Raw genomic sequence first — 15493 nt, 5'->3', positions numbered from 1 at the left:
GACAGGCGGTCCGGGCGGCGCTACGTTCCCCGGAGCGACGCAGCACCACCAGGAGGGTCCCCTTGCAGCCTCGAAGCGACCAGCGCACCGGACTCGCCTACGGCCTCGCCGCCTACACCATGTGGGGCCTGCTGCCGCTCTACTGGCGGCTGCTGGAGGACGCCTCGCCGTCCGAGATCCTGGCCCACCGCATGGTGTGGTCGCTGCCCGTCGCCGTCGTCCTCCTCGCCGTGCTCCGCCGCTGGTCCTGGATCGGCCCGCTGCTGCGGCAGCCCCGAAGGCTCGGGATGGTCCTCCTGTGCACCCTGTTCATCTCGGCGAACTGGTTCCTCTACATCTGGGCGGTCAACTCCGGGCATGTGCTGGAGGCGTCGCTCGGCTACTTCATCAATCCGCTGGTCAGCATCGCCTTCGGCGTCCTGCTGCTGCGCGAGCGGCTGCGTCCGCTGCAGTGGACGGCGGTGGGGACCGGGACCGTCGCCGTCATCGTGATGGCCGTCGCCTACGGCCGGGTGCCCTGGATCGCGCTCGCGCTGGCCTTCTCGTTCGCGACGTACGGGCTGGTCAAGAAGGGCATCAAGCTCGACGGGATCGAGGGCTTCAGCGCCGAGACGGCCCTGCAGCTGCTGCCCGCGCTGGGTTTTCTGGTCTTCCTCGGCCTGCGTGGTGAGGCCAGTTTCACCACCGGCGGGGTGGGCCAGGCGCTGCTGCTGTCGGCCTGCGGTATCGCGACGGCGGTGCCGCTGATCTGCTTCGGCGCCTCGGCCGTGCGGCTGCCGCTGACGACGATCGGGATGCTGCAGTATCTGGCGCCGACCTTCCAGTTCGTGCTGGGGCTCACGGTCTTCCACGAGGCGATGCCGCCGGAGCGCTGGGCCGGGTTCGCGCTGGTGTGGCTGGCCCTGGCGCTGCTGACCTGGGACGCGCTGCGGACCGCGGGGCGGGCACGGACGGCGCTGGCGCGGGCCGCGGCCCGCGCGGGCGAGGCGGCCGAGGCAGAGGCGGCGCAGTCCGCGCAAGCGCCCCGGGCAGCGGCGGCGGCACCCCACACCGCGGAGCAGACATTGCCGCCGCGGCCCCCCGGCCTCACGCAGTGATGTCCCGGGTGGTGAAGCGCGCCCAGGCCGCCGAGCCGAACACCAGGGCGTACAGCGCCTGCAGGCCGAAGTTCTTCTGCAGCTGGTCCCAGTAGACGGGGTCGCGGAGCAGATCCGCGAAGGACAGCCAGTAGTGGGGGAAGAGATACGGCTGGAGGGCGTCCAGCTGCGGAATGGTGTCCAGGATCTGCACGGTGATCAGCAGGCCGACCGTGGTCGCCATGGCCGCGATGCCGCTGGTGGTGAGCGTCGAGACGAACAGGCCGACGGCGGCCAGCCCGGTCAGGGACAGCGCCACCGCGACCGCGATGGCCAGCGCCCGCAGCAGCCCCTCGCCGAACGACACGGAAGTGCCCGAGAGCAGGGTGACCTCGCCCAGAGGGAAGAGCAGCGCACCGGTCGCCAGTGCGGAGAGCGCCACGACCAGGGTGCCCACCAGGCAGAACGTCAGGGTCGTGGCGTATTTGACCAGCAGCAGACGGGTGCGGCCGGCAGGGGCGACCAGGAGGTAGCGCAGCGTCCCGCCGTGCGCCTCGCCGGCGAGGGAATCGCCCGCGATCACACCGACGGACATCGGCAGGAAGAACGGCAGGGTCACCGCGAGCGAGGTGAAGACCAGGAAGAGGCCGTTGTGGGTGACCTGGGAGAGGAACGCCGGGCCGCCCGCGCCGCCGTCACCGCCGCCGCCCGGCGCGCCGTCACCGGTCTCGATCCTGACGGCGATGCCGACCAGGACCGGTACGCCCGCGAGCACCGCCAGCAGTGCGAGGGTGCGCCAGCGCCGGAACGTCATGGCGATCTCGCTGCGCAGCAGCCCCAGCGACCACAGCGGCCGGGGAGTGCGCCGCGCCGCCTCAGCCTGCGACATCGAAGCCCTCCCCGGTCAGTGACACGAAGACGTCCTCCAGCGAGGCGCGCTCGGTGCCGAAGCCACGGACCCGTACCCCGGCGTGCACCAGCGCGGCGTTGAGGTCCGCGAGCTCCCGCGGCGCTCCGCCGTCCGGCCCGCCCATGGGGGCGTCCGGGGCCGGGAGTTCGCCCGTCACCCGGTCGTCGGTGATCTCCACGCCGCTCACCCCGAGCTCCTTCAGCACGCGGGCCGCGTCCGCGGTGTCGGGCGTGGTGACCGTGAGCCGGCCATTGCCGCGCGGGCCGAGGACCGTGGCGGAGAGGTCGGCGACGGTGCCCTGGGTGATCAGCCGGCCGCGGGCCATCACCGCGGCATGGGTGCAGACCTGCTCGATCTCGTCGAGGAGATGGGAGGAGAGAAAAACGGTCGTGCCGTCCGCCGCCAGCTCGCGGACCAGGGCACGGATCTCCCGCATGCCCTGGGGGTCCAGGCCGTTGGTGGGCTCGTCGAGCACCAGCAGCTCACGGGGCTGGAGCAGGGCCGCGGCCAGACCGAGGCGCTGCTTCATCCCGAGGGAGTAGGCGCGCGCCTTCTTGCCGGCCGCCGCGGCCAGGCCCACCCGCTCCAGTGCCCGGCCGACCCGCGCGCCGCGGGTACGGGGATCGGCGGCCGGGTCGGCGGCGTCGAACCGGCGGAGGTTGTCCCGCCCGCTGAGGAAGCCGTAGAGCGCCGGGCCCTCGATGAGCGCGCCGACCTCGGGCAGCACCCGGCGGCCCGCGGCGGGCATCGGCTGCCCGAGCACCCGGGCGTGGCCGGCGGTCGCCTGGATCAGGCCCATCAGCATGCGGATGGTGGTGGTCTTGCCGCAGCCGTTGGGGCCGAGGAAGCCGAAGATGCTGCCGCGCGGAACGGCCAGATCGAGGCCGTCGACGGCGAGCCGGCCGCCGCTGTAGGCCTTGGTCAGCCCCCGCGTCTCGATCGCCCGGTCCCCGGCCGGCGGACGCCCGGCCCCGGGCCCGTCGGCGGGCGGGCGCACCCCGTCGGGCCCCGGGGCGGGTGGTGCCGGCATCGGTCCCCCAACGTCGTGCGGAAGGCTCACGGGCCGCGCCGCGCCACCCGCGAAGGGGTGGCGCGGCGGTCCCGCGAGGCTGTGGTGGCCCGTTACTTGGCGGCGTTGGCCGCGTTGATCAGGCTCTGCTTGTCGACGGCGCCGACGTAGACCGTGCCGTTGTCCGTGACCAGGGCGTTGACCAGACGGGTGCTGAAGAACCGGCCGGAGCCGAACGAACCGTTGGCCTTCTCGCCGATGCTGTCCAGGAACTTGGCGGCGTCACCGCCCGCGCCCTCGCCCTTGTCCTTGCCGGAGGGCAGACCGGAGCCCTCGCCCTTGATCGTGGCGATGGATGTCCAGCCCTTGCCGATGACGTTCATCCCGCCCATGTCCTTGGCGAGCTCCTTGCGGGACGGGGCGTCCTTGCCGTGCCCGCGCTGCGCCGTCGCGCGCTCCTTGTCGCCGTCGACGACCTTGGCGCCCTTGGGCGGGGTGAAGTCGAACGTGCTCGCGGCGGGCTTGGCGAAGTCGACGTTGGTGAAGCCGACGTCGACGGCGGCCGCGCCACCGCTCTTGGGCGTCAGGGTGAACTTCAGCGGCGTGCCGGTCTCGGCGTCCACCGCGACCCGGATCGAGCCGACCGTGGAGCCGGTCTGCTTGGGCTTGATCAGCAGCTGGTAGGCGTCCCGTCCGGCGACCTTGGCGGTGCCGTCGACGGTGACCGAGGTCGTGTCACCGGCCGCCTCCAGGGCCTGCTTCGCGAGGTCCTGCGGCGTCGCGCCCTTCAGGTCCTTGGGCAGGCCCTCGGGGGCACGGTGCTCCTTGCCGGAGCGGCTGTCGGGCGCGGTGCTGCGCACGGCGGTGTTGCTGCCGCTGTCGTACGCCCAGAGCTCCTTGCCGTGGTGGACGAGGCTGTACTCGGCGGCCTTGTCGACGATCGACACCCGCTGCTTGTCGGGGCCGTCGACCGCGACGCGCAGCGTGTGCGCACCGGACGCCAGCTCCATCAGCTTCTTCTGGGGCGCCGCGGAGGCGTCGTCCCCGCCCTTCTCGCCGCCGCCCGGGGCGCCGCCGAAGCCGCCCGCTCCGCCACCGGCGCCCGGCAGCGACGGCAGACCGAGGTCCGTGGTGACCCGGACCGTGCCGGAGAGCTGCTGGACATCCGACTTGGCGACCTTGGCTATCAGGTCCTGTGCCGAGATTTTCGGCAGGTCCGGAGAACCGCCGGCGAACGCCGGGACCAGCCCGATCGTGGCCGCCGCGACCCCCGCCACCGCAACCGGCACGCCATACCGCACCGCCTTACGGCGCCTCGGGGAGCGTTCCCCGTCCCATCCGTCGGTGACCTCGGTCGGTTCGTTCCGTGGCATCTGCCCTACCTCCGTCGTGTGCGGCGGCTGCTGTGCTGTCCACGCCCTGGGGCTCATGGTGACCTGTCCGCCGCGCTCAGGTGGTTCCATCTCACCAAATCGCAAGGCACAAAACGTCAGCCCGCGGGAGCAACTCGTCCTACTGCTGAGGTATGACGCACGGTCACCTCAAGTCGGAGCCCGTACGACAGAAGGCGGAGCATTCCCTAGGGGATGCGGGGGCAGGCCCTGGGGGGTGCGGGGGCAGGCCCTGGGGAACAGGCGCCGCGGGAGGCCTCAGCCCGCCCGGTGCACCACCGCGTCGCAGAGCCCTTCGAGGGCCGACCTGGCCATGCACGAGGACAGCGGGGCCAGCATCGCGCGGGCCTCCTGCGCATAGCGCACGGTGTCGCGGCGGGCCTCTTCGAGCGCCGGGTGGGCGCGCAGACCGGCCAGCGCCTCGGCGTGCCGGGCGTCATCGGTGAGGTCGCCGGCCAGCAGCTCGCACAGCGCCCGGTCCTCGGGGGTGCCGGCGGCGCTTTCGGCCCGCGCCCGCAGCCGCAGCACCGGCAGCGTCGGGATGCCCTCACGCAGGTCCGTACCGGGCGTCTTGCCCGACTCGTGCGAGTCGCTGGCGATGTCCAGGACGTCGTCGGCCAGCTGGAAGGCCGTACCGAGCCGCTCGCCGTACTGGGTGAGGATGTTGACCGTCGACTCCTCGGCGCCCGACATCATCGCGCCGAAGCGGCAGGCGACGGCGACCAGCGAGCCGGTCTTGCCCGCGAGCACGTCCAGGTAGTGGTCGATGGGGTCACGGCCGTCGCGCGGGCCCGCGGTCTCCAGGATCTGGCCGGTCACCAGGCGTTCGAACGCCTCGGCCTGGATCCGGACCGCCTCGGGGCCGAGGTCGGCGAGGATGTGCGAGGCGCGGGCGAACAGGAAGTCGCCGGTCAGCACCGCGACGGAGTTGCCCCAGCGGGCGTTGGCGCTGGCCACCCCGCGGCGTACGTCGGCCTCGTCCATCACGTCGTCGTGGTACAGCGTCGCCAGGTGCGTGAGCTCCACGACGACGGCGGAGGGCACCACACCCGGGCTGTAGGGGTCACCGAATTGGGCGGCCAGCATCACCAGCAACGGCCGGAACCGCTTGCCGCCCGCGCGCACGAGATGCTGCGCGGACTCGGTGATGAACGGCACGTCGCTCTTGGTGGCCTCCAGCAGGCCCTCCTCGACAGCCGCCAACCCGGCCTGGACATCGGCCTCAAGAGCCTGGTCCCGCACGCTCAGCCCGAAGGGCCCGACGACGGTCACGAGGGGTACTCCTGTCTGCTGACGATCAAACTGAATGTCGATCTGTCGCTGTCTCCACCATTGGCCAGCGTATCCGGTCGCAGTTCGATCACCGTGAGCGCCCGCCCCCCGAACCGCCCGGGAAGCACGGCGACCCCCCGGCCGGGAAGTTCCGGGTCAACTGTTGACGCGGGTGCGACGCGGAAGAGCGGCACCGGCGCACGCGGAGGAGCGGACCGGCAACGGCAAGCATCCCCGGTCCGCTTCCGCTCCGGCAAGGCCCCCGCGTACCGGGCATGGCCGGAAAACCCCCACCCCGTCACGGCCCCGCCGCCACGGGGACGTACCGGTCACCGACCGTCGCGAAATCGCCACGGACCAGGACGACTTCCGCATCCGCCGCACCGCCGGCCGTCATGACCGGGCGAGGCGGCCCTCCGGCATACGGGGCACCGGAGGACGCCCTGAATACGGGGTACCGGAGGAGGCCCGGAGTACAAGGCACCGGGAGACGCCCGGACGCGAGGTGACCCCGGCGCCGGCCCGCGCGGACGCCCCGCCTCACCCGTACGCCCGCGCCACCGCCCGTGCCAGCCGCGGCGAGGCGAACTCCGTGCCGCACACGAAGCGCATCACCGGCCCGAACGAGGCGGCCGCCGGCAGCCCCGTGAAGTACAGCCCCGGTACGGACGAGCCGAAGCCGGCGTCCAGCAGCGGACCGCCGGCCCGCGCCACGACCCCGGTGCGCAGCCCCTGGCCCAGGAAGTCCAGCGCCGCCAGATCCATCCGGTAGCCGGTCGCGGCCAGCACATGGTCGGCGACGACCTCCCCGCCCTGCCCGTCGGCGCCGCGCAGCGCCAGCACGGGACGGCCGTCGCGGACCGTGGCCCGTACGATCCGCCGCCCCTGCGTCACCCGCACCCGGTCGGTGAAGCGGTCCCGCAGCCACCACGCCCCCAGCGGGACGGGCACCCGGCGCACCAGATACCGCCGGACGGGCACCGGCAGCCACCGGAAGGCTCCGGCGTGCCGGGTCAGCGCGTACAGCGGCCAGGCGGTGCCGGACGGCGACGGCGGGCGCAGCCGCGGCCGGCGGTCCGGCGGCGGGCCGAAACCCACCGCGGCGGGACCGCGCGCCACCACCCGTACGGCCGCCGCGCCCGCCTCGGTGAGCAGCACCGCGCTCTCCAGCGCCGACTGCCCGGCACCGATCACCACCACGTCCCGGCCGGCCAGCGCGGACAGATCGTGGTGCTGCGAACTGTGCGAGACCGGCCCGGTGGCGGACGGGCCGTCCGGGATCGCGGCGGCCAGTTCCGGCGGCAGCTGCGCCAGCCCGGTCAGGCCGGTGGCGACGACCACCGCCCGCGCGCCGAGCTGCTCACCGCTGTCCAGCTTCAGCTCGAAGCCGTCGGCCCGCCGGTCGACCGAGACCACCCGGACCTGCTCCAGACCGGGGACCAGCCGCTGCTGCACCCACTGCCCGTACCGGACGAAGGTCTCCACGGGGAGCAGGTCCCGGTCCGAGGCGTAGGGCCCCTCCCCCGTGGCCGCGCAGAAGTCGCCGAGGGTGTGGCCGGGCCAAGGGACGCCGATGCTGGAGGCCGCGGGCGTCGAGGTGAGCTGCATGCCCGCGGGCATCCGGGTGCGCCAGCTCACCATCGGCTGCCCGAAGACCCGCACCGGCAGGCCGTACGCCCGTAGATGCGCGGCCGCCGACAGACCGTACGGACCGGCTCCGATGACCGCTACCGGAGTGCTCACTTCGGTCCCTCCCCCAGGTGAAGAACGGCAGTCCGGCCGCGTCGGCCAGGGAAGGAAGTTAGGCCTGAATTGCGCAGTGCGGCAAGGCTTTTCCGGACATGACCGATGCGTGGGGCGCAGCGCACCGCGCCCCCGCCCACGGTCTGCGTACGCATCCGCGCCATCACGCCCCGGGACCGCCCCGCTGATCGCCGCCCGGCCGTACTCTGATCGACGGCCCCACGGCCCGCGGGCCACCAGGCCCCGGCCGCCCACCGGCGACGACGAACGCGAGGAGCTGTCCATGCCCGAGCAGAGCCCGTTCGACCTGGCGGAAGGCGATCCCTTCGGCCCGCACAACCTCCCCTACGGCGTCTTCAGCACCGCCGACGCGCCCGACCGGCGCCGTCTCGGCGTCCGCTACGGCAACCAGGTCCTCGATCTGAGCGCCCTGCCGAGCGCGCTGCCCGCCGCCATCCATCCGCACGCCGAACTGCTCGCGGCGCCGACCCTCAACCCGCTGCTGGCCGCCGGCCGTCCCGTCTGGCAGCAGATCCGCGCGGCCGTCCACACCGCCGTGACCGACCCCGCGCACCACGACGAAGTGGCGCCGCTGTTCCACCCGCTGGACGGGGTCACGCTGCACCTCCCCTTCGAGGTCGCCGACTACGTCGACTTCTACGCCAGCGAGCACCACGCCACCAACGTCGGCCGGATCTTCCGCCCGAACGACGCGGCGCTGACCCCCAACTGGAAGCATCTGCCGATCGGTTACCACGGCCGGGCGGGCACCGTGGTCGTCACCGGCACCCCGGTCGTCCGGCCGCACGGCCAGCGCAAGGCCCCCGCGGACGAGGCCCCCTCCTTCGGCCCGTCCGTCCGCCTCGACATCGAGGCCGAGGTCGGCTTTGTCGTCGGTGCGCCCTCCACGCTCCACGAGCCCGTGGCCCAGGGTGCCTTCCGCGACCATGTCTTCGGCGTCTGCCTCCTCAACGACTGGTCCGCGCGCGACATCCAGGCCTGGGAGTACGTGCCGCTCGGCCCCTTCCTCGGCAAGTCCTTCGCCACCTCCGTCTCCGCCTGGATCACCCCGCTCGACGCCCTCGACGAGGCCCGTACACCGCCGCCCGCCCGGGACTTCCCGCTGCTGCCCTACCTCGACGACGCGGACGCGGAGCCGGGCGGCATCGACATCCGTATCGAGGTGCGCATCAACGGCGAGACGGTCTCCCGGCCGCCGTTCTCCGCCATGTACTGGACGGCCGCACAGCAGCTCGCCCATATGACCGTCAACGGCGCCTCGCTGCGCACCGGCGATCTGTTCGCCTCCGGCACCGTCTCCGGGCCCGACCCCGACCAGCTCGGCTGCCTGCTGGAACTCACCCAGGGCAAGGGCCCCTACCTCCAGGACGGCGACGAGGTCACCCTCACCGCCTGGGCACCCGGCCCCGAAGGCGCCCGGATCGGCCTGGGCGAGGTCACCGGCCGCATCCTGCCCGCGGGATGACCGGGACACCGCTCACCCTCCCGGAGGAGCTGCTGCTGCTCGCCCTCGAACCGGAACGCGGCCGGTTCCTGAACCACGCCAGGTACCTGCGGTACGGACTGGCCGGCGCGGCGCTCGCCGATCTGGAGGAGGCCGGGCGGATCACCGTCGGGAGCGGCGACCGGATCACGGTCACCAATCCCCTGCCGCTGGGCGATCCGGTGCTGGACGGCGCGCTGGCGGCGCTGCCCGGCCCGGACAAGCGGGGCCGGGGCATCAAGGCGGAGCGCTGGGTGCGCCGGGCCGGGCGGCCGGTCCAGGAGCTGTGTGTGCGCCGGCTGGAGCAGCGCGGCGCACTGCGCCGGGAGACCCGGCGCGCCCTGGGCCTGTTCCCGTACGCGCGCTTCCCGGCCGGGGCGGTGGATCTCGTCGGCCCGGCCCGGGAGCGCTTCGCCGCAGCGCTCGGCGCCGGGTTCCCGGACCGCCGGGGCCGGCTGATGGCCGCGCTGGCCTCGGCGACGGACCTGGACCGCCGGCTCCTGATCAGCCGCGGCTACCGCCCCGTGCGCCGTGAGATGAAGCGGTTCGCGCGGGAGTTCTGGATGACACATGCGGTGCAGCGCGCGGTCCGCCAGGACAAGGAGGCGGCGTCGCATGCGGCCTCCCCCTGAACCGGCCCGGCCCGGTCCGGTCCGCCCGGGATATCCCTTCTTGTCGCCTCAAGAGCACTCCTACGTCACAGCCGCACACCAACTCCGTACCGGCGCTGCCGCAATCCGGGCGACGGCCCGGACCGCCGCCCGGAGCCGCTGCTAGCCTCACGTCTCCTGACCCACAACGGAGGAGACGTACGTGCGCAAGGCAGCGCAGATCGCCGGGGCGGCAGCCATCGCCGCGATGCTGCTCAGCGGTTGCGGAAGCAGCGGCGGCAACGAGACCGGCAACGACAGCAAGCCGAGCAAGTCGCCGGACGCCGCGCCGTCGACTCCGGGAGGCGCCGACAAGCCCGCGAGCCCCACCGCGGTCGAGGGCGCCTGGAAGAGCGGTCCGAAGAGCAACCAGCTGATCCTGGTGATCACCAAGGGCACCGTCGCCTTCAGCAACGGGCACAAGGCCGCCTGTCTGGGCAAGGTCCAGGAGATGGCCGGGATGACCATGGCCGCCGTCAAGTGCACCGACGGGGACACCACCCGCACCATGGGCACCCTCAAGCCCGGCGCGGACGGCAAGACCCTGACCGTCGACTGGAAGAACGGCCCCACCGAGAAGTACACGAAGTCGAGCGACGGCAGCGTGAAGATCCCGGACATGCCGGAGATGCCGAGCGGGATGCCCAAGAGCTGACCCGCGCCACGCACACGGCCGCCGCCCGGAACCCCCCGAGGGCTCCGGGCGGCGGCCGTTGCCGTACCGCGCGGCCCGTGCTCAGCGCACGAAGACCCCGGCCTGACCGGCCAGATCGAGGAAGTACTGCGGCGCCAGACCGAGCACCAGGGTGACCGCGACACCGATGGCGATGGCCGTGGTCGTCAGCGGGCTGGGCACCGCGACGGTCGGGCCGTCCGCCTTGGGCTCGTTGAAGAACATCAGCACGATGACGCGGATGTAGAAGAACGCGGCGATGGCCGACGAGAGCACACCGACCACCACCAGCCAGCCCGCGCCGCTCTGCGCCGCCGCCTTGAAGACCGCGAACTTCCCGGCGAACCCGGAGGTCAGCGGGATGCCCGCGAAGGCCAGCAGGAAGACCGCGAAGACCGCGGCCACCAGCGGCGAACGCCGGCCGAGCCCCGCCCACTTGGACAGCTGGGTGGCCTCGCCGCCGGCGTCCCGCACCAGGGTGACGACGGCGAAGGCGCCGAGGGTCACGAAGGAGTAGGCGCCGAGGTAGAAGAGCACCGAGGAGATGCCCTCCTCGCTGGTGGCGATGACACCGGCGAGGATGAAGCCGGCGTGCGCGATGGAGGAGTAGGCCAGCAGCCGCTTGATGTCGGTCTGGGTGATGGCGACGATCGCCCCGCCCAGCATCGTGATGATCGCGACGCCCCACATCACCGGCTGCCAGTCCCAGCGCATCCCCGGCAGGACGACATACAGCAGGCGCAGCAGCGCACCGAACGCCGCGACCTTGGTGGCGGCCGCCATGAAGCCGGTGACCGGGGTCGGGGCGCCCTGGTAGACGTCCGGGGTCCACATGTGGAACGGGACCGCGCCGACCTTGAACAGCAGCCCCATCAGCACCAGCGCCGCACCGATCAGCAGCAGGGCGTCATTGCCCATCGCGCCGGCCAGCGCCGGATCGATCTGCTTGGCCCCGTCCGAGATCACCTCGGCGATCCCGGCGTAGGTGACCGTGCCCGCGTAGCCGTACAGCAGGGCCACGCCGAACAGCAGGAAGGCGGACGAGAAGGCGCCCAGGAGGAAGTACTTCACCGCGGCCTCCTGCGACAGCAGCCGCTGGCGGCGGGCCAGCGCACACAGGATGTAGAGCGGGAGGGAGAAGACCTCCAGCGCGATGAAGAGGGTCAGCAGGTCATTGGCCGCCGGGAAGACCAGCATGCCGCCGACCGCGAAGAGCGCGATCGGGAAGACCTCGGTGGTGGTGAACCCGGCCTTGACCGCGGCCTGTTCGGCTGCGCCGCCGGGGACGGCCGCGGGCTGCGGGGCGAAGGAGTCCACGTGGTGACCGTGCGCCGCCGGGTCGAGCCGGCGCTCGGCGAAGGTGAAGACGGCGACCAGGGACACCAGCAGGATCGTGCCCTGCAGGAACAGTGCGGGCCCGTCGACGGCGAGGGCGCCCATGGCGGCGATATGCGCCTTGGACGAGCCGAAGCCGCCGGCCGCCAGACCGATCACCGCGGCGAACGCGGCCGCCAGCGCCACCAGGGCCAGCAGCAGCTGGGAGGAGTAGCAGTGCCGGCGCGGTACGAACGCCTCGATGACGATGCCGATCACGGCCGCGCCCAGGACGATCAGCGTCGGCGACAGCTGGGCGTACTCGATGTGCGGCGCCGGGATCTTGCCCGGCGTGTCGGCCGCCACTGTCCACAGGCTGTGGACACTTGCCACGGAACTCACTTCGCGGCCTCCACGTCTTGATCAGGCACGGCATGGCCGGGCCGGCCCTGGCCGGGCACGGCGTCCACCTGCACAGCGGGCTTGGGGTCCTTCTTGTCCACGACGGACAGGGTGTGGCCGACCGCCGGATCGACGAGGTCGGTGAGCGGCTTCGGATACACGCCGAGGAAGAGCAGCAGCGCGATCAGCGGCGCCACCACCACCAGCTCCCGCACCCGGAGATCGGGCATGCTCTTCACCTCGGCCTTCACCGGCCCGGTCATCGTCCGCTGGTAGAGCACGAGGACGTACAGCGCGGCGAGGACGATGCCCAGGGTGGCGATGATCCCGATCACCGGATAGCGGCTGAACGTGCCGACCAGGACCAGGAATTCGCTGACGAACGGTGCCAGGCCGGGCAGCGACAGGGTGGCGAGACCGCCGATGAGGAACGTACCGGCGAGGACCGGGGCGACCTTCTGCACACCGCCGTAGTCCGCGATCAGCCGCGAGCCGCGGCGGCTGATCAGGAAGCCGGCCACCAGCATCAGCGCGGCGGTCGAGATGCCGTGGTTGACCATGTACAGCGTCGCGCCGCTCTGGCCCTGGGTCGTCATCGCGAAGATGCCCAGGATGATGAAGCCGAAGTGGGAGATCGAGGCATAGGCGATCAGCCGCTTGATGTCCCGCTGGGCGACCGCCAGCAGCGCGCCGTAGAGCACGCTGATCAGCGCGAGCACCAGGATGGCGGGCGTCGCCCAGCTGCTGGCCTCCGGGAAGAGCTGGAGGCAGAAGCGGAGCATCGCGAAGGTGCCGACCTTGTCGACCACCGCGGTGATCAGCACCGCGACCGGCGCGGTGGACTCGCCCATGGCGCCCGGCAGCCAGGTGTGCAGCGGCCACAGCGGCGCCTTCACCGCGAAGGCGAAGAAGAAGCCGAGGAAGAGCAGCCGCTCGGTGCCGGTGGCGATGTCCAGCTTGCCGGCCGCCCGGGCCTCGACGATCTGCTGGAGCGAGAAGGTGCCGCTGCCGAGCTGGTCGGCGGTGACGGCGTACAGCCCGATCACCGCGGCCAGCATGATCAGTCCGCCGGCGAGGTTGTAGAGCAGGAACTTCACCGCGGCGTACGACCGCCGGTTCGCGGACCGCTCCTCGCCGTCCCCGCCCGCCCGGTCCCCGAAGCCGCCGATGAGGAAGTACATCGGGATCAGCATGGCTTCGAAGAAGATGTAGAAGAGGAAGACATCGGTGGCCTCGAAGGAGATGACCACCATCGCCTCGACCGCCAGGATCAGCGCGAAGAAGCCCTGGGTGGGCCGCCAGCGCCGGTTGGGCGTGGCCTCTTCCAGGGGGTCGGCGTCATGCCAGCCCGCCAGGATGACAAAGGGGATCAGCAGGGTGGTCAGCGCGATCAGGGCGACCGCGATACCGTCCACGCCGAGTTCGTAGCGGACACCGAAGTCACTGATCCAGGCATGCGATTCGGTGAGCTGGAAGGGGCCCTTCGCACCGGGGTCGAAGCGGAACGCGACGACCAGGGCCAGCGCGAAGGTGGCCAGCGAGAAGAACAGCGCGAGCCATTTGGCCGCGGTGCGCTTGGCGGCGGGCAGCGCGGCGGTGGCGATCGCACCGACCGCCGGCACCACGGCCACCGCCGTCAGCAGGGGAAACGACATGGCTCAGACACCCCTCATCAGCAGGGTCGCGGCGACGAGAACGGCGGCCCCGCCCAGCATCTGGACCGCGTACGAACGGACGAACCCGGTCTGCAACCGGCGCAGCAGGCCGGAGAGTCCGCCCATCGACGCCGCCGTGCCGTTGACCGCACCGTCCACGAGGGAGCGGTCGACTTGGACGAGGGTGCCGGTGAGCTCCTCGCCGCCGCGCACGAAGACGATGTGGTTGAAGTCGTCCTGGAGCAGATCGCGGCGGGCGGCCCGGGTCAGCAGCGAGCCGCGCGGGGCGAGCGCCGGGACGGGCTTGCGGCCGTACATCGCCCAGGCGATGCCGACCCCGATGAGCAGCACCACGATCGTCGAGGCGGTGACCGTGGTGGCGCTGAGCGGGGAGTGGCCGTGCGCGAACGAGGTGACCGGCTCCAGCCACTTCACAAAGGCCTCGTTGACGCTGAACAGCCCGCCCGCGAAGACCGATCCGATGGCCAGCACGACCATCGGGAGCGTCATGACCTTCGGCGACTCGTGCGGATGCACCTCGCTGGGGTCCCAGCGCTTCTCGCCGAAGAACGTCATCAGCATCACCCGCGTCATGTAGAAGGCGGTGATCGCGGCTCCCAGCAGGGCCGCGCCGCCGAGGATCCAGCCCTCGGTGCCACCCCGGGCGAACGCCGCCTCGATGATCTTGTCCTTGGAGAAGAAGCCGGACAGACCGGGGAAGCCGATGATCGCCAGATAGCCGAGGCCGAAGGTGATGAAGGTGACCGGCATGTACTTCCGCAGACCGCCGTAACGGCGCATGTCCACCTCGTCGTTCATCCCGTGCATCACGGAACCGGCGCCGAGGAAGAGGCCCGCCTTGAAGAAGCCGTGGGTGACCAGGTGCATGATCGCGAAGGCGTAGCCGATCGGGCCGAGGCCGGCGGCCAGGATCATGTAGCCGATCTGCGACATCGTCGAACCGGCCAGCGCCTTCTTGATGTCGTCCTTGGCGCAACCGACGATCGCACCGAAGAGGAGGGTGACCGCACCCACCACGACGACCGCCAGCTGGGCGGTCGGGGCGGCATTGAAGATCGCCCCGGAGCGGGTGATCAGATACACCCCTGCGGTGACCATCGTGGCGGCGTGGATCAGGGCGGAGACCGGGGTCGGGCCCTCCATCGCGTCGCCGAGCCAGGACTGCAGCGGTACCTGCGCCGACTTGCCGCAGGCGGCCAGCAGCAGCATCAGCCCGAGGGCGGTCAGCTTGCCCTCGGAGGTGTCACCGGTCGCGGCGAGCACCGGGCCGAAGGCGAAGGTCCCGAACGTCGTGAACATCAGCATGATGGCGATGGACAGGCCCATGTCGCCGACGCGGTTGACCAGGAACGCCTTCTTGGCGGCGGTGGCCGCGCTCGGCTTGTGCTGCCAGAACCCGATGAGCAGGTACGAGGCGAGGCCGACGCCCTCCCAGCCGACGTACAGCAGGAGGTAGTTGTCGGCCAGGACGAGCAGCAGCATCGCCGCGAGGAAGAGATTGAGGTAGCCGAAGAAGCGGCGGCGCCGCTCGTCGTGCTCCATATAGCCGATCGAATAGATGTGGATCAGCGAGCCGACACCGGTGATCAGCAGGACGAACGTCATGGACAGCTGGTCGAGCTGGAAGGCGATGTCGGCCTGGAAGCCGCCCACCGGGATCCAGCTGAACAGGTGCTGATGCAGGGCACGGTCCTCGGCGCCCCGGCCGAGCATGTCGGCGAAGAGCACCACCCCGACGGCGAACGACGCCACCGAGAACAGCGTGCCGATCAAGTGGCCGGTGCGGTCGAGTCGGGTGCCGCCGCACAGCAGCAGGGCCGCACCGACCAGCGGTGCCGCGACAAGCAGCGCGATCAAGTTCTCCACTTTGTGC

Annotated in this window: 12 protein-coding genes; 4 read left to right on the top strand and 8 right to left on the bottom strand. The window is 71.9% G+C overall.

Annotation, left to right across the window (positions count from 1 at the left end; translation table 11 throughout):
• The first annotated feature begins 62 nt into the window (after positions 1-62).
• Positions 63-1097, top strand: a complete 1035-nt coding sequence (gene rarD, locus STRNI_RS23615) for an EamA family transporter RarD (protein ID WP_277411956.1) — start codon at positions 63-65, stop codon at positions 1095-1097.
• Here the strand turns inward: rarD and STRNI_RS23610 are convergent.
• From STRNI_RS23610 to STRNI_RS23590, 5 genes are all read right to left on the bottom strand, one after another.
• A complete protein-coding gene (locus STRNI_RS23610) occupies positions 1087-1965 on the bottom strand; it encodes an ABC transporter permease (RefSeq protein ID WP_277411955.1) in 879 nt (292 codons plus the stop codon). The two genes, rarD and STRNI_RS23610, sit on opposite strands and share 11 nt — an antisense overlap.
• Positions 1952-3016 carry an ABC transporter ATP-binding protein gene (locus STRNI_RS23605; protein ID WP_277411954.1) on the bottom strand — a complete coding sequence of 355 codons (1065 nt, stop codon included), beginning with the start codon at positions 3014-3016 and terminating at the stop codon, positions 1952-1954. The genes STRNI_RS23610 and STRNI_RS23605 overlap by 14 nt, the downstream gene beginning before the upstream one ends.
• 92 nt (positions 3017-3108) lie before the next feature.
• Positions 3109-4368, bottom strand: a complete 1260-nt coding sequence (locus STRNI_RS23600; RefSeq protein ID WP_277411953.1) for a LolA family protein — start codon at positions 4366-4368, stop codon at positions 3109-3111.
• 276 nt (positions 4369-4644) lie between these two features.
• Positions 4645-5658: a polyprenyl synthetase family protein gene (locus tag STRNI_RS23595; RefSeq protein WP_018090956.1), complete on the bottom strand. Its 1014-nt coding sequence runs from the start codon at positions 5656-5658 to the stop codon at positions 4645-4647.
• Between the two features lie 540 nt (positions 5659-6198).
• Positions 6199-7401 carry an FAD-dependent oxidoreductase gene (locus tag STRNI_RS23590; RefSeq protein ID WP_266446487.1) on the bottom strand — a complete coding sequence of 401 codons (1203 nt, stop codon included), beginning with the start codon at positions 7399-7401 and terminating at the stop codon, positions 6199-6201.
• A 283-nt stretch (positions 7402-7684) separates the two neighbouring features.
• On the opposite strand from STRNI_RS23590, the gene fahA reads away from it, so the two are divergent.
• The 3 genes from fahA to STRNI_RS23575 all read left to right on the top strand — a co-directional run bounded on the left by fahA (position 7685) and on the right by STRNI_RS23575 (position 10210).
• On the top strand, positions 7685-8887 hold the full coding sequence (gene fahA / locus STRNI_RS23585) for a fumarylacetoacetase (protein WP_148589567.1): 1203 nt from the start codon (positions 7685-7687) through the stop codon (positions 8885-8887).
• The gene (locus STRNI_RS23580; RefSeq protein ID WP_277411952.1) at positions 8884-9537 is read left to right on the top strand and encodes a GOLPH3/VPS74 family protein; all 654 of its coding nucleotides are present in this window, start codon (positions 8884-8886) and stop codon (positions 9535-9537) included. The genes fahA and STRNI_RS23580 overlap by 4 nt, the downstream gene beginning before the upstream one ends.
• A gap of 181 nt (positions 9538-9718) precedes the next feature.
• Positions 9719-10210, top strand: coding sequence for a hypothetical protein (locus tag STRNI_RS23575; RefSeq protein WP_018090960.1), 492 nt, complete (start codon positions 9719-9721; stop codon positions 10208-10210).
• A gap of 81 nt (positions 10211-10291) precedes the next feature.
• Here the strand turns inward: STRNI_RS23575 and nuoN are convergent, their stop codons facing one another.
• Genes nuoN through nuoL form a run of 3 tightly spaced genes read right to left on the bottom strand, consistent with a single transcriptional unit; the run spans position 10292 to position 15486 of the window.
• The gene (gene nuoN, locus STRNI_RS23570) at positions 10292-11944 is read right to left on the bottom strand and encodes an NADH-quinone oxidoreductase subunit NuoN (RefSeq protein WP_277411951.1); all 1653 of its coding nucleotides are present in this window, start codon (positions 11942-11944) and stop codon (positions 10292-10294) included.
• On the bottom strand, positions 11941-13599 hold the full coding sequence (locus STRNI_RS23565; protein WP_018090962.1) for an NADH-quinone oxidoreductase subunit M: 1659 nt from the start codon (positions 13597-13599) through the stop codon (positions 11941-11943). The genes nuoN and STRNI_RS23565 overlap by 4 nt, the downstream gene beginning before the upstream one ends.
• Before the next feature lie 3 nt (positions 13600-13602).
• Complete coding sequence (gene nuoL, locus STRNI_RS23560; protein ID WP_148589564.1) at positions 13603-15486, bottom strand: NADH-quinone oxidoreductase subunit L; 1884 nt, start codon at positions 15484-15486, stop codon at positions 13603-13605.
• Between the last annotated feature and the right edge of the window lie 7 nt (positions 15487-15493).

The organism is Streptomyces nigrescens (assembly GCF_027626975.1).
GTDB classification, from domain to species: domain Bacteria; phylum Actinomycetota; class Actinomycetes; order Streptomycetales; family Streptomycetaceae; genus Streptomyces; species Streptomyces nigrescens.
Note: the sequence above shows the minus strand (reverse complement) of the source record. Positions and strands in the feature narration are given on the sequence as shown.